The organism is Enterococcus sp. DIV0876 (assembly GCF_050529585.1).
In the GTDB taxonomy this organism is placed as follows: domain Bacteria; phylum Bacillota; class Bacilli; order Lactobacillales; family Enterococcaceae; genus Enterococcus_D.
The window spans coordinates 2,664,547-2,682,618 of record NZ_CP172882.1; the positions used below are offsets into that span (position 1 = coordinate 2,664,547).

Below are 18,072 nucleotides of genomic sequence, written 5' to 3' on the forward strand. Positions count from 1 at the left end.
CCTAGAGATACAGTTTGCAATCTAAGGAATCTGTTTTTTATAGTGACGCTTTATTTGGTTTCTAAATCATGCAAGAACAAGCCGCTCAGCAGTTTCGGTTCAAACCATGTCGATTTTGGCGGCATGATTTCTCCAGCATCAGCCACAGCCAGCAGATCATGCATTTGCGTTGGATACATAGAAAAAGCCAATGACCAATCACCGCTATCCACCAAACGTTCCAACTCTTGGGGCCCGCGAATACCGCCCACAAAATCAATTCCTTTATCCGTTCGAATATCTTTGATGCCAAAAATAGTTTCTAGCACATAGGTTTGCAATAATGACACATCTAATTTTCCAACTGTATCCGTGGGGATCGAAGCTGGCTTGATCGTCAACGCCCACCATTGATGATCGACATACAAATGGATCGTACCTGATTGTGCCGGTTTTTTTTCGTTGGTCTGCGCAATCGTGAAATGTTCGGACAAAGCATCAAAAAAGTTTTCTGGCACCGGATAGCGCAAAACACGGTTGTATTCCCAAATCGCTAATTCATTTTCAGGAAATAAAATAGACAAGAACCGTTCACTTTCCATACTGTTTTCTCCTGATTCACGCTTTTGCAACCCTACTTTGACTGCAGACTCCGTGCGATGGTGCCCGTCGGCGATATATAACGCATCGACTGTTTCAAACTGCTGACTGATCATCTTCAGCAGTTCTTGATCATCCACTAACCACACGCGATGATGAACATCGTGGTAACGAGTAAAGTCATACATCGGCTGATGTGTTGCTTGCCAGGCATCGATTTGCTTTTTCAAAGACGCTGGTTGGCGATAACTCAAAAAAATGGGACTTGTATTGGCGTCACAAGCCAACACATGATTGATTCGATCGATTTCTTTTTCTGGACGGGTAAATTCATGCTTTTTGATTTTTCCAGAAATATAATCATCAATAGCCGTACAAGCTACGAGTCCCGTCTGACTACGCCCTGCCATCGTTAATTGATATAAATAATAGGCAGGTTGTTCATCTTGCAATAACCAGCCGGCATCAAGGAAAGCCGATAGATTTGCGGCTGCTTTTTGATAGACCTTTTGATCATAGGGGTCGATCCCTGGCAAATCGATTTCTGAGCGATCGATATGAAAATAACTATACGGATTATCTGCCGCATAGGCTGCGGCTTCCTGTGAATTCACTACATCATATGGTAACTCTGCGACTTTATCCGCTAATGCTGCTTGCGGACGAATTGCTTTAAAAGGAAAGATACTTACCATTAATAGCCAGCCTCCTGATTCTTGATCACCCGGACACGAATAATATTTTCATTGGTGCGCAATGTATCCGCTAATTCTTTCAATAACCCTTCATCTTCAGAGGCGACGTCAACTAATGTATAGGCGAAGTCGTCACGGCCTCGATTTAACATATTGTCGATATTGATGCCGCTATCAGCGATGATCGAGGAGATTTGACCTAACATATTCGGTACGTTGCGATTAATGATCGTAATCCGATATGGCGAACGAAAAGCCATTTCAACGGTCGGAAAATTGACCGAGCGCTTGATCGTACCGAATTCTAAAAACTTCTTCAACGTTCGTGCAGCCATTTTGGCACAATTGACTTCAGCTTCTTCTGTTGAGGCACCTAAATGCGGCAATACCAGCACTTTTTCGTTATGCAACAACTGTTCATCGGCAAAGTCCGTCGTGTAACCTGCCAAACGCCCCTCTTGTAAAGCTTTTAAAATCGCGTCAGTATCTACGATTTCTTTACGCGAAAAATTAAATAGTTTGGTCGTAGCTTTCATTTTGCTGATTTCATCTGTTCCGATCAAGTTTCGGGTATTGTCCATCAATGGTACATGGACAGTAATAAAATCGCACGTCGAAAATACTTCAGCAATATCGTTGGCACGCTTCACGCGACGAGAGATCGTCCACGCGGTATCCACAGAAACATATGGATCATACCCGACAACTTCCATCCCCAATCGGTACGCATCGTTGGCCACCATTGCGCCGATCGAACCTAACCCAATAACACCTAATTTCTTTCCTTCTAATTCGGTACCAGCAAATTGACTTTTGTGGGCTTCTGCTTGTTCTTCCACATGATTCCCGCTCAGCGTTTGGACCCACTGCGCCCCTTGAATGATGGGACGGACACTTAACAACAAGCTAGCCACGACCAATTCTTTAACGGCATTGGCATTGGCACCTGGGGTGTTAAAGACAACGATCCCTTTTTCTGTACATGACTGAACTGGAATATTATTGGTTCCAGCCCCAGCTCTGGCAACACCGAGCACACTCTTAGGGAAATCATAGTCATGCAATTTTTGACTTCGCAACAATATTCCTTGCGGTTGTTCACTTTCATTGATGGCGTAATGTTCTGGTTCTAAACGCTGTAATCCTTCTGGTGCAATGGCATTGAATGTTTTGATTTGAAACATTTATTTGACCTCCGCTTCGAATGACTGCATAAATTCAACTAACGCTTGGACCCCTTCGATTGGGAATGCATTGTATAGACTCGCACGCATCCCACCGACAGAACGGTGTCCTTTCAAATTCTCAAAACCAGCTTTGACTGCTTGCTCATTGAATTGGCGGTCTAATTCCTTATCCCCCGTGACGAAAGGAATATTCGTTAATGAGCGACTATCTTTAGCGACCGGACTGCGAAAAAGTGTTGATGCTTCGATTGCTTGATATAACAAGCCAGCTTTTTTGCGGTCTTGTGCTAGGATTTCTTTGACGCCGCCTAATTCTCGGAGCCATTCAAAGACCAATTTAGCGATATAAATCGCATAGGTTGGCGGCGTATTATATAATGAATGATTTTTGGCTTGCAGGCGGTAATCCAACATTGGGGCAAAAACCGCTTCGTCATTCAATAAATCATCTCTGATGATCACAACCGTCAAACCAGCCGGCCCAATATTCTTTTGGGCACCCGCATAGATCAACCCAAAATCGGTTACCTGGTAATCATTGGCTAAAATATTCGAAGACATATCCGCTACGATAGGTACATTGCCTACATCTGGAATTGTTTGAAACGCTGTGCCTTCAATCGTGTTATTGGTAGTAATGTGCACATAGGCCGCATCCTGATCAATCGCTGCTTTGCTGATTTCAGGAATATAGCTAAATTGTTTATCCGCACTAGATGCAATCACTTCAACAGTCACGTCTTCAATAGCGTTGGCTGCTTCGATCGCTTTTTGCGACCAAGAGCCGGTATGAACATACAAGGCTTTTTTATGACGCGCTAAATTCAAAGGAATCGTACTGAATTGTAAACTTGCACCACCTTGTAAGAACAATACTTGATAATTTTCCGGAATATCCATCAATTCACGGAGCAAGCTTTCAGCATCTTGAATGATTTCTTCAAATAAGGAGGACCGATGACTCAGCTCCATTACGGACATCCCGCTGTTACGATAATCCAAAAGTTCGGATTGCGCTTTTTCCAATACAGTGCGGGGCAAGACGGCGGGACCAGCTGAAAAATTATAAACAGTCATACAAAAATCTCTCCTTCATTGTTAGATGTGAAAACAATTATAACAGATAAGATTGTATGAAAGAAGACTTAAAAGAAAAAATGAATTGGAATTTTCAGAAAAAATTACCAATTCCTTAACGTTCGTGATTATTGACTTTTTTCTGACAGCCATTTCCTCATTTCTTTATAAACGATCATATGTTGTTTCTCATTTAAAATTTCATGACGGCCATTTTCAAGTAAATACACCGTAATGTCAGTATTTGCTTCAAGCTGCTGTGCCAACTGATATACGCTTTTTCCGTAATGACCAACTGGATCTTGGTCGCCAGATATCAAAAGCAACGGCAACTGTGGATCAATTGTTTGTAGCTGCTTCCTATCACTCGCAGATTTAGTCAGCGCAAATAAATCACGATATGCAGCCAACGAGAAATGAAACTGTGTATGCGGATCTTGCAGATAGAGGTCGACTTGTGCTTCATCGCTAGATAACCAGTCCTTTGTCGTTCGATTTGGGCGGAACCGTTGATTATGTTTGCCAAACACCAATTGATCCATGATTTGATACGGCCATTCATACTTCGCAAAGGGCTTTAATAACTGAGTGACGAACTGCGCGCTTTTCATCAAGATAGCTGGCTCCATCGTCGTCCCCATAATGATTGCTCCATTCAATGGTTGCGGTTGTCGAAAAAGATAATTGCGCAAAACCAACGAACCCATGCTATGACCCAAAATAAAATACGGACACTCTGGATATCGCGCAGCAGCTAGCTGATGAATCAACCCACAATCATCTACCAAAACTTGCGCGCCGCCTTCTTCCCCAAAATGACCATACTTTCCTTTCTTCCCCGCTGTTTCCCCATGACCTACGTGATCATGTCCAATAACGACATAGCCCAAAGAAACCAAAAACCTGGCAAAATCATCATAACGCGCAATATGTTCAATCATACCATGGATCAGCTGCACCACGCCGATCGGTTCGATATCTGGAGACCAAGACTGGATGTGTACTGTGTCCTGTCCATTGGATGATCTGATTGATTCAACTGAATGATTCATCTTTGTCCCTCTTTCACATGTTTTAGTTTACTTCTTCATTATACATGGAATGTCGCTTATAAAGTAGGACGTCCTTTCTCCAAAAAAAATAGACACAGATCCCATCGATCCATGTCTATATATCATACATTCAGTGATAAAAAGAACTATTTTCTCCGTCGAAGGTTGATTTCTTTGATTTTAGCCAAATCAACTTTAGGTACTCTCTTTGGATCTAATAAACCATTGACCTCTTGCTCCACATCTGTCAATTGGGTATAGCAATAGCCAGTGATATACGGTAAATCCTGAATGGCTTGATGAATTGCATCAAACCTTTCCATAAAAGCATCCTGATCTTTTACTTGATTGCCGTACCCCCAATCTTTCTCAGAATCTGTCGTAAAAGCGATTCCACCAAACTCTGAGATAATGATGGGCTGGCCTTGATAACGATATCCATGGGCAAACGCAAACCAATCATTATTGAACATTTGCTGATTGGTCACAATTGCTTCTTTGTCTCCATACCGCTGGCTAAACAATGCGCCTGCTTCTTCATAATCATGCAAAGTCAAGATATCAGAAACAGTATGTTCCCAGCCATCATTGGTAATTACTGGTCGGTGGCTGTCGATGGCTTTGGTCAAATGATAAATGCCCTCTGTCAATTGTTGGGGTTTTGTCAATGAATGAATGCCTTTTATTCCCCATGATTCATTGAACGGTACCCAAGTAATCACAGAAGGGTGATTATAATGCTGCGATACAATCGATGTCCACTCCTCAGTCAGATGTTGAATTGCTGTATCATTGAAAGTATACGTAGAAGGCATTTCAACCCAAACTAGCAAGCCCATTTGATCACATAGATATAAGAAACGCGCATCTTCAATTTTTTGATGTTTTCTTAACCCGTTATACCCCATCTCTAGTATACGTTCTAAATCAATTTTCATTGCATCAATCGAAGGAGGTGTAATACCCGAATCTGGCCAATACCCTTGATCCAAAATCAAACGTTGATATAATTTTTCATTATTCAGTAAGATTTGCCCCTCTTCGATAGCGATTTTGCGCATCCCACAATAGCTGCTGACTTCATCGATGACATGCAAGGATTCATCAAGCAAGCGATAATCAATATCGTATAAGTCTGGATGGAGTGGATGCCAAGCTTTTGTCCCCCAACAAGCATCTTCTTTTACTCTTGTATCTAACACGATTGGGGCTGCTTCATGGGTCAGTGCTGTGATTGTTTTACTGACCGGTTCCCCAGCAAAACTCAAGTTGATTTCTAGATACAGTTTTGCTTCGTTCAACGATGCATAACTTCCCCGCCTTTTCACTTGCGGTTCAAAAATCATCTGATCACGATCTAGATCCGGGGTCACTTTGACTTGTTCCAAATAATATGCTGGTGTTTTTTCAAGCCACACTGACTTCCAAATTCCAGTCGTTTGCACATACCAGCAACCGAAATTGTCTTTCAACCAACGTTGCTTCCCTCTTGGTTGATCACAAGCCAATGAATCTTCCACGCGAATGACTAATTGATTGTCTCCATCGCGTAATTCACTGTCGATCAAAAAAGAAAAACGACTATACGCACCTTGATGCCGACCAATTTTCTGTCCATTGACCCAAACCTCAGTTACATAATCTACGCCTTCGAAATAAAGAGTCACTGGCTGATTTGCTTGCGCTTGAAATGTTTTTTGATACCACAAAATACTGTGGTGACTTTCATCATGGATTCCACTTGCTTTGGTTTCATAGGTAAATGGCACTTGGATCTCATGCTGTTGTTCAAATCCTTGAAACCAGTTTTCTTTTTTACCTTTGTTTTCATCATCAAAGGCGAAAGCCCACTTGCCATCTAAAGATGTCCACCCTGGGCGGATAAATTGAGGCTGTGGATGCGTCGTACGATCGATTGTCATATACTTACTCCTTATCTATTTGAATAATTTCCAAACGGTCTACTTGGACGGTATCAACACCAATTTCGGAGGAGAGGTTAATTTCCTCGATACCTTTTGACAAAGATAGCCGAACATGGACCGGTTGATAATATTGTGATGGATGCACATTAACCGTCTGCACCCTATCATTACTGACAATATTGAATTGAATTGGTTCTGATAAGCTCATATAATCAGGTGTTTTTACATAAGCAACCACTAAATAGTCACTGGTCGTGTCAATCTGCGCTTTGAAGGACAACTGTTCATTTGTTGATTCAAAGCCAGCAACGACTTTCTTAGAGAGGGCTGTTTCATCCTCTATGATGGATAAATCGCCTATTTTTTCTGCATCCTTTGCTGCAAACCGCATCCGATTTGGTTCACCTTCGGGTAGCGTTTGTGTTTCCCATTCATCCAGCGGTTGCCCCAAAACTAATTTGCCTGATGCATCCCAGTCAAAGGATTGCAAACGGATCGAACGCTGCCACCCGGAATGATCCCAGCGGGCAGCATGATAGATCAGCCAGTCTTCTGAATCATCTTTTGATTTAGCAAACCCATTGTGACCTGGACCAAATACCTTATCTGTCTGCTGGAAAATCGGTTCGGTTTCTTTGGTCCAATTGGCTTTGACCAATGGATCTTCGCTTATCGCCAGCGTCAGCAGACCTAAGGCGTAATCATTATCCCAACTGCCACTGCCGGAATAAACAAGATTGATGGTATCATCTTTGACAATCACTTGCGGCGCCTCATTGATTAATGGCGTCTGCTTCATCTCCCAGTCGTATTCTGGTTCAGAAATCAATTGCTTTTCGCCCCGTACCGAGGTAAGGGAAGTCATTTCCGCAATGTAAATATTTTGGGCCACGTTTTCATAACCCGCCCAACCTGACCAAATGAAATAGTTGGTATCTCCTAGCGTCAAAACCGTCCCGTCGATTGCAAAGGTATCATCCATTCCCCTCATTTCAGATAAAACCCATTCATCTGAGTAAGGATCCGCTTGTTCATTGACCAGCGCATACATACGATGGGTCTGTGATGGCTTGTTAGCAGCAAAATAAACGATCCATTTCCCCTCGATATAATGAAGCTCAGGCGCCCAAATATTTTCTAGATCAGCGGGCATTTCCCATATCACTTTTTCTTCACCAGCAGCAACATCCGTCAAATGTTCAGAACGCCAAAGCGTGAGATTATTGCCAGTTGTTTTGGTATAGTAATAAAAATCATCTGTTTGCAGCACCCACGGATCCGCACCGTCATTGTCAATGATTGGTGTGAAGTCATCCACAACCGCGCTTTGGGTCGTGCTGTTTCCACAACCACTCATACTCAATGTTGCTGCAACTATAAAGCCCAATAAAACCCCTCTTTTCTTCATCTATTGTCTCCTTTTGGTCGTATTGAACGACTAATCGACTTGAGGCACGTGGAACTGATCATTGATTTTTTTGATTTCAGCCAACGGAACTTTCGGTTGGCGATCATAGGTAAGCAAGCCATTGATTTCTTGTTCGACATCCGTCATCTGCGTATAGCAATAGCCCCATAGTCCCACTGACTGATAGACAGCCGACATGATTCTTTGGTAGTCCTTGAGAAAGTCAGCCTCAGTATCAGCAGAAGTATATCCCCAGCCAGGCTGTCCTGACACGTCAAAACCAATACCGCCAAACTCAGTCAATAAAATAGGCTGATCTTGATAAACAAACCCATTGGCAAAGATTGGCCAAGCAGAAGTCTTTCTTGACACCAGATTTTCTCGCGTGCTTAGAGACTTTTTGAAATAGGCATATTTCTCAGATTCTTCTTCGGTCCCATGAGCATAATTATGCAGCGCGCAAATATCGGTTTCGGTCATCGCCCAGCCATCATTTGAAATCACCAAACGACTCGGATCCAAGGCATGGATAAAATGATACATACTTTGGGAAAAATGCTGCTGCTGCCGATCATGACCGATCGAAGGAACACCCCAACTTTCATTGATCGGCACCCAAGTCACAATTGATGGATGATTGATGTCGCGGTCAATAATTTCGCCCCATTCGTGCATCAGCCGGGTAACGGATCGTTCATTGTAAATCGCTGGCGCAGCACACTCGCCCCATACCATAAAACCTAATGTATCAGCCCAATATAAAAAACGCGGATCTTCAGTTTTCTGATGTTTGCGGCACCCATTGAAGCCCATTTCTTTCGTCAATAAAATATCTTGTTGAAAAGCATCATCCGTTGGTGCAGTCAACAGACCACTTGGCCAGTATCCTTGATCTAAGACTAATTTTTGATAATATGGTTTATTATTTAAGTAAACCATCCCATTCTCTGTATGAACCTTCCGCATCCCAAAGTAACTTTGAACTGTATCGAGAAGCACAACCTTTTGTTTAAGGGTAAACTTGATATCAAACAATTGCGGATTTTCTGGTGTCCAAGACCAGCCATCGTTATGGAAATTCGTTCTAAAAATATATTCTTGAAATAAATCAACAACGAAGACAGTCTTTGTTTCGTTTAATGAAATAGATCCTGCAGCAACTGCAATTTCCCCAAATGTGATCTCGTAGCCTAAGGATAGGTCATTGACCCATTTGCTGATTTCAGCCGTGATTTCGATTTTCCCGTCATCGAAACGAGGAACTAGTTTTGTTTTTTGCAAATGGACCTCTTGCACCACTTCTAACCAGACAGTTTGCCAGATTCCAGTAGAATTCGTGTACCAAATCGCTGCCGATTCTGCCTCCCAGAATTGTTTCCCCCGTGGAATACTCTCATCATCGTGTTGGTCATAGGCACGAACCGCCACGCGTTGTTTGCCATTTGCATTCAGTTGATGGGTAATATCTACATCAAAGGACGTGTGCCCACCAATATGATTTTTGACATGTTGTCCGTTGATATATATATCAGCTTCATAGTCAACCGCACCAAAATGCAAAATCACGCGTTCTCCCTTGTTGACCGTCACATTAAATTCTCGCATGTACCAAACAATATCATGGGGCGTGCGGTCTCCGATACCACTTGCTATACTTTGATAGACGAAAGGGACATTGATTTTATGCTGGTAGTAAGAGACATCGTCATACCACTTATTTACTATCCCTTGATCCTTGTCATCATACATAAACAACCATTCACCATTCAAATTTACCCAGCTATCCCGGACAAATTGCGGCCTTGGGTATTCTGTTCTCTTCATATTTGCCTCCTGTTAAGCCAAATTTTTCTTTAATCGTATCGATTTATTTTTGGCAATCAATAATACACCCGCTGTCATACCTAAAATCAAACTAATAAAATCTAAAATAAAATAGGATAGTACGCCTTGAATCATCATATAGATACCCATCTTCAGATGAATTTGATCATCTTTGATGTACTTTTTACTTAACAAGACATTAACGATACCCAAACCAATCAATATCACGCCAAAACTACTAACAAACAAAAAGATATTGCCATAATTCGCGTCTAATTGTTTTAAATAAGTCAAGTTACTGCTGTTAAAACCAAAGAGGTTTAATTGATTGCCTAAACCATAAAAAACAATCGTGATCAACCCATCAATGATTTGCCACATACCCATGATAAGAACCAAATATCGTTCATTTTTTCTACTCATTTTTTTATCCTTTCACACCAACTGATAGGGACATTGACTGTAAAAAGTATTTTTGCGCGAACAAATACAACAGAAATGTTGGAATAATCGCAATTAATGCACCTGCCATTAATAAAGTCGGTTGCGCTTGATACATCCCTTGCAACAACTGCAAGCCCGAGGTGATTGGCATTTTTTCAATATCATTAAAGACGATGGACGGCCATAAGAAATCATTCCATGAGCCCGTAAATGAAAATAAGGCAACAACGAGTAGGACTGGCTTGATCAAAGGCAAAATAATACGCATGAAAATCGTAAAATCATTAGCTCCATCGATTTGGGCAGCTTCATCAAAATCTTTAGGGATATTGTCCATGAACTGTTTGACCAGAAATATATTGAAGACCCCAGCAGCCCCAGGAACAATCATTGCCAATGGCGTATTGACCCAGCCAAAAATATCAACAATTTTATAAAGCGGAATCAGGTTCACAACTGAGGGAAACATCATCGTTGCTAACAAGAAAGAAAAAAGCACATTTTTCCCGCGAAACTGCAAACGACTATAAGCAAACGCAGAAAAAGATACAACGATCAATACCAATAATGTGTGACTGATTGAAATAAACATTGAATTCATAAACCATTTCACTAAAGGTGTACTCGTGTTATTGACTAATAGTTCTGTGTAATTCGTCAGGACCCATTCGATCGGTAAAATTTTGAAACCAGCAGTCATTAATTCCATCTCTGATTTAAACGAAGTCAGTACACCATATAATAACGGCACTAGCCAAATCGCTGCCATTACTAGAAGAAAGATAAATGCAACGAACGATGAAATTGTTCTTTTTTTCATACTCATGGACCTCCTTTATCGTTTTACACGTAAAAATTTGAATTGGATTGCAGAAATAATCATGATACAGATACCTAAAACGACTGCCATTGCTGAAGCAATCCCTGCAATCGATTGACCTGATCCGAAGGCGTTTTGTTGTATATACATAAGCAAGACACGCGTCGAATTATTGGGACCGCCACCAGTTAACATCAATGGTTGCCCATACACATTAAATTGAGCAATTGTCGTCATCACCACTGTATACAAAATCTGTCCACGAATCGATGGTAATGTGATTTTGAAAAACTTCTGCACAGCAGTTGCCCCATCAATATCAGCCGCTTCATAATAGTCTTTGGGAATGCCGTTCAGTGCTGCTTGGTAAATGATCATATTTCCCCCAATTGTCCACCACACAGTGACCACGACCAACGCAATCCAGGCATATGGCTGCGTGCTCGTCCATGGTGTGGAGGTATCAAGAATGGAATTGATCGGTCCATAATTTACGTTAAAAACCAATGTCCAAATAATCACAACTGCCGAGATTGCAAAAAGTGAAGGCATATAAAATATCGACTGAAATATTTTGCTCAAAAAAGGCTTGGTATTTAGCGCAGCAGCCAATAATAAAGGCACTAAAATACAAAATGGTACAGCACATATGACAAAAATCAATGTATTGGTCAACCCTGTACGCAACTGTGTATAGAATGTCGAATCAGCATCGAAAAACAATTCTTTATAATTATCAAGTCCCACAAAGGTAGGTGAATTGAATAAATCCCAATCCGTAAAGGAGATGTAAATCCCGAATATAACTGGTATAAGAAAAAATATCGTGAATATGAGTAAATGAGGCGCGACAAATAGCCACGCAGTCCATTCTTTAGTTGTTGCTTTCTTTGCCTTTATTTCTTCCATCGACGTGATCATACATCATCATGCTCCCTTTCTGAATAAAAACGGTATCAGCACAGAACCAAGCTGATACCGTTCATTTTTATTCTTTGCACTTTTTTTATTTGTTCGAACTATCTTTCTCAATCTTATCAGCTACTTCTTTTTGCATGCCAGAAGTGAAATCATCGATTTCTTGTTTACCAAAAATCGTGTCAAAACCATGTGCATCCAAGTATTCAGCCACATATCCGTTATATTTATAATCAAAAATACTTAATGTTGCTTGTTGTTCAGGTGTTGAGATGAAAATAGATTGCGGCATTTCTTGATATTCTTCATCGTCCAAAATTGCCAATGAAGCTGGGTTTTGGCCGGCTTTTGCCCATTCAAGAGAGTTGGTACGAAGCCATTCTAAGAAATCCATGATGCCTTTTTCTTTTTCATCTGTACGTTCATCGCTATTAAAGCGAACAAATTGATGAGAAGAAGCCCAATTGACTGTTTCATTTAAATCATCAGATAATTGAGGTGAATTGGTTAAGCCCCATTCAAACTCAGCATCTTTCAAATTGTTTTGCAACCAAATTCCTTCTGGGAAAAAGATCAGTTTCCCAGCTAGGAATAATTGCGTTGGATCTTCCCCATCTTTTGTTGTCACACCTTCGTCATACAATTCTTTCCATAATCCAATCGCATCCTTAGCAGCTTGCGTATCTAAAGTTGGATCTGTTCCATTTTCTGTCAATTCTCCACCATATTGTTTCATTAAGGACAAAAAGTTAGGTTTGACCCATGTAATGGCTACGCCTCTGACATCATCTGCAGCTGCCTTCTCACCCGCCTCTTTCATCTCGTCAAACGTCAAGATATTATCATCTAAGGCACTTGGTGCATATTTTTCCATCAACTCTTTATTGTAGTATGTTCCCCAACTATGAATATCTAATGGCACACTATATCGGGAACCATCTAATTCTCCCAAATTCCATGCCTCCGCCACGTAATTGTCCGCATTGATGTTTCCATAATCCCCTAGTAGATCATCATAACTTTCCAACATGCCATTGTCGTTATATTGCTTGATTCGCTCCGCATGAACAATTGTTAGATCAGGGATATTTTTGCCTGAATTGACTACAGTCGGAATTTTGGTATACATATCAGTTTCTTTTAACGAAACATTCTTGATTTTATATTCGGGATCTGTTTTATTATAAGCATCGATCATTGCCACCATATTTGATCCATCTGCCCCTGTAAATGGATTCCAAAAAGTGATTTCATTCTTGCTGTTTCCAGAGCTACTAGACGAATTGCCACAACCAACCAAGAGTCCTGCACAGACACCCAACACTACCCACTTTGCCATCTTATTCGCTTTCATTGTCATCCTCCGTTTTACCAATTAGTTAATTTATTAACAACATTTTCAGCTTTTCGTTTAACCAATCGGTTTTATTTGATTGTTGTTTCCGTTTACAAAAATAAAATTATCACCTATTGCAAACGCTGTCAATGCTATGATATATTATTCCTATAAAAACAACTGATTGGTTAACAACATCAAGAGTGTCACTATTAACGCACCATTTTAGATTAACTAAATAGTTAAGGAGAGGGTTACATGGAACTTGATTTGACGAAGCATTCCCTTGCAGTTTATGAAGCTTTAGCTAGCGAAACACGTTTAAAAATCATTCATTTTATTGGAAACGAAAAAAAAAGTATTAGCGAAATTGCCAAAGAGTTACAAATCAGCAATGCGATTACCACACGCCATGTTCAAAAAATGGAAGATGCTGGATTATTAGATTCTGAAAGAGGAATTGGTTCGAATCGCAATAAAAAAATGGTTTTCCTTAAAGTTGACGATATCCATATCACATTCCCCGAAAGAATCTATCAAGCATTTAAACTACATTCCACTGACTTGAGTATTGGACATTTTACAGATTTTTCAGTCAGTCCAACTTGCGGTTTAGCGACAGTCAAAGAAGTTGTTGGCAAATCTGATGACCCTAAGTACTTCTTAGATTCTAATCGAGTCAACGCAGGGCTACTATGGTTTAGCAAAGGGTTCGTAGAATATAAAATCCCTAATCTTTTGCAAGAATCTGAGTCTGCAGAACTTTTGGAAATCAGTCTTGAATTGGCTTCAGAATTTCCTTTATCAAATAATATTTGGCCAAGCGATATCTCAATATTCATTAATGATGTCAAAGTCGCTGTTTATACAGTACCAGGCAATTTTTCTGACACAAGAGGTCGTTATACCCCATTATGGTGGAATGACCGCTTTAGTCAGTATGGTTTGCTAAAACATATTCGAATCAACAAACTGGATACTGGGATCGATGGTGAATCTTACTCAGAAGTCACTATCGATGATTTGCGATTGCACGATTCTCCCTTTATCAAATTACGGTTAGAAATCGAGGAAAACGCAAAAAATAAAGGTGGGCTCACCTTATTTGGCAAAGGGTTCGGCAACCATAATCAAAATATCCTTGTGAATGTTTATTATTTGGATAATTAAAAAATAAGCCTCTAGGTCATATGCCTAGAGGCTCTTCGTGTCTCTCGATATCAATTAGATAATCGCGTATAAACATTTTAGAACAAAAAAAATCACACACCTCTATAAAGATATGTGATTTATATTACTCTTTATGCACTTGCAAATATTCGCTCGATCAGCAACATCACCTGACGAACTTCTTCATTTTTAACGATTGGTTCTGCTTGATTGCGAACCACATGATAAAAGTTTTTATAAAACGGTTCAAAATCTGCTTCTGCTGTTGGAAACGGGATTTTTTCTGCTGCTAGTTCTGACGGCGGCGCCATTGTTTTGGTCAAGCCAACACCAGCTTGGACTGGTTTTGGTGCTGCCACATCTTCACGGCCTGTCGCTCTGACCAGCTCACCATTTAACGACCAATCCGTTATCGTGCCTGTTCCTTCAGTCCCTTTGATATACCAACGTGGCAGCTGAGTGTAGTTGGAGGTTCCCACTTCAACGATGGCTTTTACACCATTCTCGAAAGTGATCAAACTGAAAAATCCATCGTCCACTTCTTCGCCTAACACATAACTTAAATCTGCTTTGACATCTTTGACTGGGCTATCAACTAGCCATAACAGTTGATCCAGCAAGTGAACGCCCCAGTCTAATAGCATGCCGCCGCCTTGTTTTTTGACATGTCGCCAATCCCCTGGTATCCCATTGGCACCTTGGACCCGTGACTCTAATTGGAACAAATCTCCGATTTGTCCGTTGCGATACAATTCCCGTACAATCAAGAAGTCGGGATCCCAACGCCGGTTTTGGTGTACCATAAAGGTATTGCCTGTTTCCTTGGCTACTGCCACGATTTCATCCAATTCGGCGACATTTAGCGCAACAGGTTTTTCACATACAACATGCTTGCCTGCTCTTAGCGCTGCAATCGACAAGTCTTTATGCAAATCGTTTGGTGTTGCAATCAGTAACGCTTCGATGGTTTCATCGGCTAATACTTCTTCATAGCTCTTAAATATTTTGTGGCCTTTTTCTTGTGAAATGGCTTGTCGTTCTTCTGAAATATCGTAGGTACCTACGATATGGATTCGTTCATTTTCATTCGGCATGATATTGTGGACATGGTACGCACCCATGCCGCCATAACCGATTACTGCAAAGTTGATTGCACTCATTTTTTTGGATCCTTCCTTTCTTCTTATACCCACCACATAGAGGATGCTTCTTCGCGGATCATGATTGTTTTTAGATTACTGATCGCGCGGTTCAGTCCTTCATCGATGGACATGATTGGATCTTCATGTTCGATACTCAATACATAGTCATAGCCATAAATACGCAATGCTGAAATAATATCTGACCAAACTTGCAAGCTATGTCCGCAACCGACTGAACGGAAAGTCCAAGCTCGGGTTTTGACATTGCTGTATGGCTGCATGTCTGTCAAGCCGTGCATGTTGATATTGTCTTGATCCAAGTAGGTATCTTTGGCATGGAAGTGATGGATCGCATCTGCTTCCCCTAAGATTTTGACTGCTGCTACTGGATCGATTCCTTGCCACCACAAATGACTTGGATCAAGATTACAACCAATCGCTTTTCCGGCTGCATCGCGTAGTTTCAGCATGGTATAAGGCGTATGCGCTAAGAAACCGCCATGTAATTCAATCCCGATCTTCACCCCGGCAGCTTCCGCTTCTTGGTTGATGCCTTTCCAATAAGGAATCAATTTCTGCTCCCATTGGTAATTATAGTTGTCATCATATTCCGTTGGCCAAGGCAATACAGGCCAATTGACTTGCGTGTCTGTCGCATTCCCACCGGACACACCAGAAAAACCGTTTACCACTGGTACATGCATCAAACTTGCTAGTTTGATGGTTTTGCGCAACAATTCATCTGCTTCTTGGGCTTCATTTTTTAGCGGTGAAATCGGGTTATTGTGACAGCTCAATGCAGAAATCGATAAGCCTTTATCCGCTAATTTTGCTAAGTATTCTTTGCGGTCACTTTCGCTGGCCAACAGTTTATCAATATCCAAATGAGCATTGCCTGGTGAGCCGCCCGTGCCGATTTCAACTGTTTGCAAGCCTTTTTTGGCAACTTCATCGATCATTTCTTCAAAACTTAATTGATTGAATAGCGGTGTGAATACGCCTAATTTCATTTTGCTTCCTCCTCTAATGCTTGAAAGTGTCCATAATAAGGGTAGCTGTTTTCAGTCGGTGCACACCAACGGGCAGCATTTTTGATCACTTTTTGGACTTTTTCATTATAATAACTTGGGAACGTTTCATGCCCAGGTTGGAAATAGAAGATTTTTCCATTGCCGCGACGGAATGTGCAGCCGCTGCGGAAGACTTCTCCGCCTGGGAACCAACTAACAAATATCAATTCATCTGGTGCAGGAATATCAAAATGCTCCCCGTACATCTCCTCTTGTTCTAACTCGATATATTCTCCGACCCCTTCAACGATCGGATGGCTTGGATTGACATTCCATACGCGGGCATGGCGGTCATCGACGCGCCATTTCAAATCACATGAAGTGCCCATCAATGTCTTGAATATTTTTGAAAAATGACCTGAATGCAAGACGATCAATCCCATACCTTCGAGGACGCGCTGATGAACCCGCGCAACAATGGCGTCGTCGACTTCATCGTGTGCCATATGTCCCCACCATACCAGTACATCTGTATCGGCTAATACTTGCTCAGTCAGTCCGTGCTCCGGCTCATCTAAAGTCGCTGTCCGCACCTCGAAATCATCTTCACTTAAAAAAGCTGCGATTTGACCATGGATACCTTCCGGATACATTTTTTGTACCGTTTCATCGGTTTTCTCATGGCGGTATTCATTCCATACAGTTACATGGATCATTGGTGGACCTCCTCTACAATATCTTTCAGCTGTAAATAATCGATTGCTGTCGCTTCTAATGGACTATAGGCTTGAAAGGCTTCTTGTTCAACGATCAGCCAGGGCAAATCTAAAGTCTTAGCAGCAATCACATAGTCTTTGATTGGCAAAATACCCGAATTGATTTCAGTACTTTCTCTAGGATCTGCTTGCATATCTTTGATGTGGACCAAGCCGACAGCTCCTTGATATGTCTTCAACCATTCCAGTACATCAACGCCAGCAAAGGCCAACCAATACAAATCCGCTTCTAATCGCAGCTGGTCATTGTCTTTGCACAGTACATCGATCATGGATTGACCAGGTACTTCTGTAAATTCATGGGCGTGGTTATGATAGTACAATGTCATGCCTGCTGCTTGCACTTGTTTGACAATAGCTGTCAGTGAATGGGCAAATGCCTGCCATTTTTCCAATGAATCAAAACTTGCATAGGGAATCACGATGCGTTGATTGCCAATCATTTGTTCAAATGCCAACGTTTCTGTGATGTTCTCGGGCTGTAACGCTTCATACGGAATATGCGATGCAGCTACTTCAAGTTGCAATTTTTCTAGATACGAGGCAATCTCTTCTGCTGAATGATCACCATAACCCGCGAATTCTACGCCATCATAGCCAGCTTGTTTTACTGCTTGTAATGCTGCAAAAAAATCTTCTTTGCAGGCATCTTGGATGCTCCAAAGTTGCAAGCCGATTTTGGGTTTTGTCATGTACGCTCCTCCATTAT

16 protein-coding genes are annotated in these 18,072 nt (G+C 41.3%); 1 reads left to right on the forward strand and 15 read right to left on the reverse strand.

Annotation, left to right across the window (positions count from 1 at the left end):
* Positions 1-50: 50 nt before the first annotated feature.
* The 11 genes from IGI41_RS12630 to IGI41_RS12680 form a co-directional block, all read right to left on the reverse strand.
* The gene (locus IGI41_RS12630) at positions 51-1,274 is read right to left on the reverse strand and encodes a DUF1015 domain-containing protein (RefSeq protein ID WP_430610125.1); all 1,224 of its coding nucleotides are present in this window, start codon (positions 1,272-1,274) and stop codon (positions 51-53) included.
* Positions 1,274-2,458: a phosphoglycerate dehydrogenase gene (locus IGI41_RS12635; RefSeq protein WP_430610126.1), complete on the reverse strand. Its 1,185-nt coding sequence runs from the start codon at positions 2,456-2,458 to the stop codon at positions 1,274-1,276. The genes IGI41_RS12630 and IGI41_RS12635 overlap by 1 nt, the downstream gene beginning before the upstream one ends.
* Positions 2,459-3,538: a 3-phosphoserine/phosphohydroxythreonine transaminase gene (gene serC / locus IGI41_RS12640; protein WP_430610127.1), complete on the reverse strand. Its 1,080-nt coding sequence runs from the start codon at positions 3,536-3,538 to the stop codon at positions 2,459-2,461. It lies immediately after the preceding gene.
* Between the two features lie 128 nt (positions 3,539-3,666).
* Entirely contained in the window at positions 3,667-4,590 is a 924-nt protein-coding gene (locus IGI41_RS12645; RefSeq protein ID WP_430610128.1) for an alpha/beta fold hydrolase, read from the reverse strand.
* Positions 4,591-4,736: 146 nt separating this feature from the next.
* Positions 4,737-6,512, reverse strand: a complete 1,776-nt coding sequence (locus IGI41_RS12650; protein WP_430610129.1) for a glycoside hydrolase family 2 protein — start codon at positions 6,510-6,512, stop codon at positions 4,737-4,739.
* Positions 6,513-6,516: 4 nt separating this feature from the next.
* Complete coding sequence (locus IGI41_RS12655; protein WP_430610130.1) at positions 6,517-7,923, reverse strand: glycoside hydrolase family 43 protein; 1,407 nt, start codon at positions 7,921-7,923, stop codon at positions 6,517-6,519.
* 30 nt (positions 7,924-7,953) lie between these two features.
* Positions 7,954-9,747, reverse strand: coding sequence for a glycoside hydrolase family 2 protein (locus IGI41_RS12660; protein ID WP_430610131.1), 1,794 nt, complete (start codon positions 9,745-9,747; stop codon positions 7,954-7,956).
* Positions 9,748-9,759: 12 nt separating this feature from the next.
* Positions 9,760-10,170 (reverse strand): hypothetical protein, encoded by a 411-nt coding sequence (locus IGI41_RS12665; protein WP_430610132.1) that lies wholly within the window; start codon positions 10,168-10,170, stop codon positions 9,760-9,762.
* 4 nt (positions 10,171-10,174) lie between these two features.
* Positions 10,175-11,011, reverse strand: a complete 837-nt coding sequence (locus IGI41_RS12670) for a carbohydrate ABC transporter permease (RefSeq protein WP_430610133.1) — start codon at positions 11,009-11,011, stop codon at positions 10,175-10,177.
* A 15-nt stretch (positions 11,012-11,026) separates the two neighbouring features.
* Complete coding sequence (locus IGI41_RS12675) at positions 11,027-11,932, reverse strand: carbohydrate ABC transporter permease (RefSeq protein ID WP_430610134.1); 906 nt, start codon at positions 11,930-11,932, stop codon at positions 11,027-11,029.
* Between the two features lie 85 nt (positions 11,933-12,017).
* On the reverse strand, positions 12,018-13,283 hold the full coding sequence (locus IGI41_RS12680; RefSeq protein WP_430610135.1) for an extracellular solute-binding protein: 1,266 nt from the start codon (positions 13,281-13,283) through the stop codon (positions 12,018-12,020).
* Positions 13,284-13,523: 240 nt separating this feature from the next.
* On the opposite strand from IGI41_RS12680, the gene IGI41_RS12685 reads away from it, so the two are divergent.
* Complete coding sequence (locus IGI41_RS12685) at positions 13,524-14,435, forward strand: ArsR/SmtB family transcription factor (protein ID WP_430610136.1); 912 nt, start codon at positions 13,524-13,526, stop codon at positions 14,433-14,435.
* Between the two features lie 131 nt (positions 14,436-14,566).
* On the opposite strand, the gene IGI41_RS12690 is transcribed toward IGI41_RS12685, so the two are convergent.
* From IGI41_RS12690 to IGI41_RS12705, 4 genes are read right to left on the reverse strand one after another with little or no spacing between them, the layout of a single operon-like run.
* Positions 14,567-15,595: a Gfo/Idh/MocA family protein gene (locus tag IGI41_RS12690; protein ID WP_430610137.1), complete on the reverse strand. Its 1,029-nt coding sequence runs from the start codon at positions 15,593-15,595 to the stop codon at positions 14,567-14,569.
* A gap of 23 nt (positions 15,596-15,618) precedes the next feature.
* Positions 15,619-16,587, reverse strand: a complete 969-nt coding sequence (locus tag IGI41_RS12695) for a sugar phosphate isomerase/epimerase family protein (protein WP_430610138.1) — start codon at positions 16,585-16,587, stop codon at positions 15,619-15,621.
* Positions 16,584-17,303, reverse strand: coding sequence for a ThuA domain-containing protein (locus IGI41_RS12700; protein WP_430610139.1), 720 nt, complete (start codon positions 17,301-17,303; stop codon positions 16,584-16,586). Before IGI41_RS12700 ends, IGI41_RS12695 begins: the two co-directional genes overlap by 4 nt.
* A complete protein-coding gene (locus IGI41_RS12705; RefSeq protein ID WP_430610140.1) occupies positions 17,300-18,055 on the reverse strand; it encodes a sugar phosphate isomerase/epimerase family protein in 756 nt (251 codons plus the stop codon). Before IGI41_RS12705 ends, IGI41_RS12700 begins: the two co-directional genes overlap by 4 nt.
* Between the last annotated feature and the right edge of the window lie 17 nt (positions 18,056-18,072).

Bases quoted from the DNA above. Each gene is read 5' to 3' on its own strand.
- IGI41_RS12630 (WP_430610125.1), bottom strand. From the start codon at position 1,274: ATGGTAAGTATCTTTCCTTTTAAAGCAATTCGTCCGCAAGCAGCATTA.
- IGI41_RS12635 (WP_430610126.1), bottom strand. From the start codon at position 2,458: ATGTTTCAAATCAAAACATTCAATGCCATTGCACCAGAAGGATTACAG.
- serC (WP_430610127.1), bottom strand. From the start codon at position 3,538: ATGACTGTTTATAATTTTTCAGCTGGTCCCGCCGTCTTGCCCCGCACT.
- IGI41_RS12645 (WP_430610128.1), bottom strand. From the start codon at position 4,590: ATGAATCATTCAGTTGAATCAATCAGATCATCCAATGGACAGGACACA.
- IGI41_RS12650 (WP_430610129.1), bottom strand. From the start codon at position 6,512: ATGACAATCGATCGTACGACGCATCCACAGCCTCAATTTATCCGCCCA.
- IGI41_RS12655 (WP_430610130.1), bottom strand. From the start codon at position 7,923: ATGAAGAAAAGAGGGGTTTTATTGGGCTTTATAGTTGCAGCAACATTG.
- IGI41_RS12660 (WP_430610131.1), bottom strand. From the start codon at position 9,747: ATGAAGAGAACAGAATACCCAAGGCCGCAATTTGTCCGGGATAGCTGG.
- IGI41_RS12665 (WP_430610132.1), bottom strand. From the start codon at position 10,170: ATGAGTAGAAAAAATGAACGATATTTGGTTCTTATCATGGGTATGTGG.
- IGI41_RS12670 (WP_430610133.1), bottom strand. From the start codon at position 11,011: ATGAAAAAAAGAACAATTTCATCGTTCGTTGCATTTATCTTTCTTCTA.
- IGI41_RS12675 (WP_430610134.1), bottom strand. From the start codon at position 11,932: ATGATCACGTCGATGGAAGAAATAAAGGCAAAGAAAGCAACAACTAAA.
- IGI41_RS12680 (WP_430610135.1), bottom strand. From the start codon at position 13,283: ATGAAAGCGAATAAGATGGCAAAGTGGGTAGTGTTGGGTGTCTGTGCA.
- IGI41_RS12685 (WP_430610136.1), top strand. From the start codon at position 13,524: ATGGAACTTGATTTGACGAAGCATTCCCTTGCAGTTTATGAAGCTTTA.
- IGI41_RS12690 (WP_430610137.1), bottom strand. From the start codon at position 15,595: ATGAGTGCAATCAACTTTGCAGTAATCGGTTATGGCGGCATGGGTGCG.
- IGI41_RS12695 (WP_430610138.1), bottom strand. From the start codon at position 16,587: ATGAAATTAGGCGTATTCACACCGCTATTCAATCAATTAAGTTTTGAA.
- IGI41_RS12700 (WP_430610139.1), bottom strand. From the start codon at position 17,303: ATGATCCATGTAACTGTATGGAATGAATACCGCCATGAGAAAACCGAT.
- IGI41_RS12705 (WP_430610140.1), bottom strand. From the start codon at position 18,055: ATGACAAAACCCAAAATCGGCTTGCAACTTTGGAGCATCCAAGATGCC.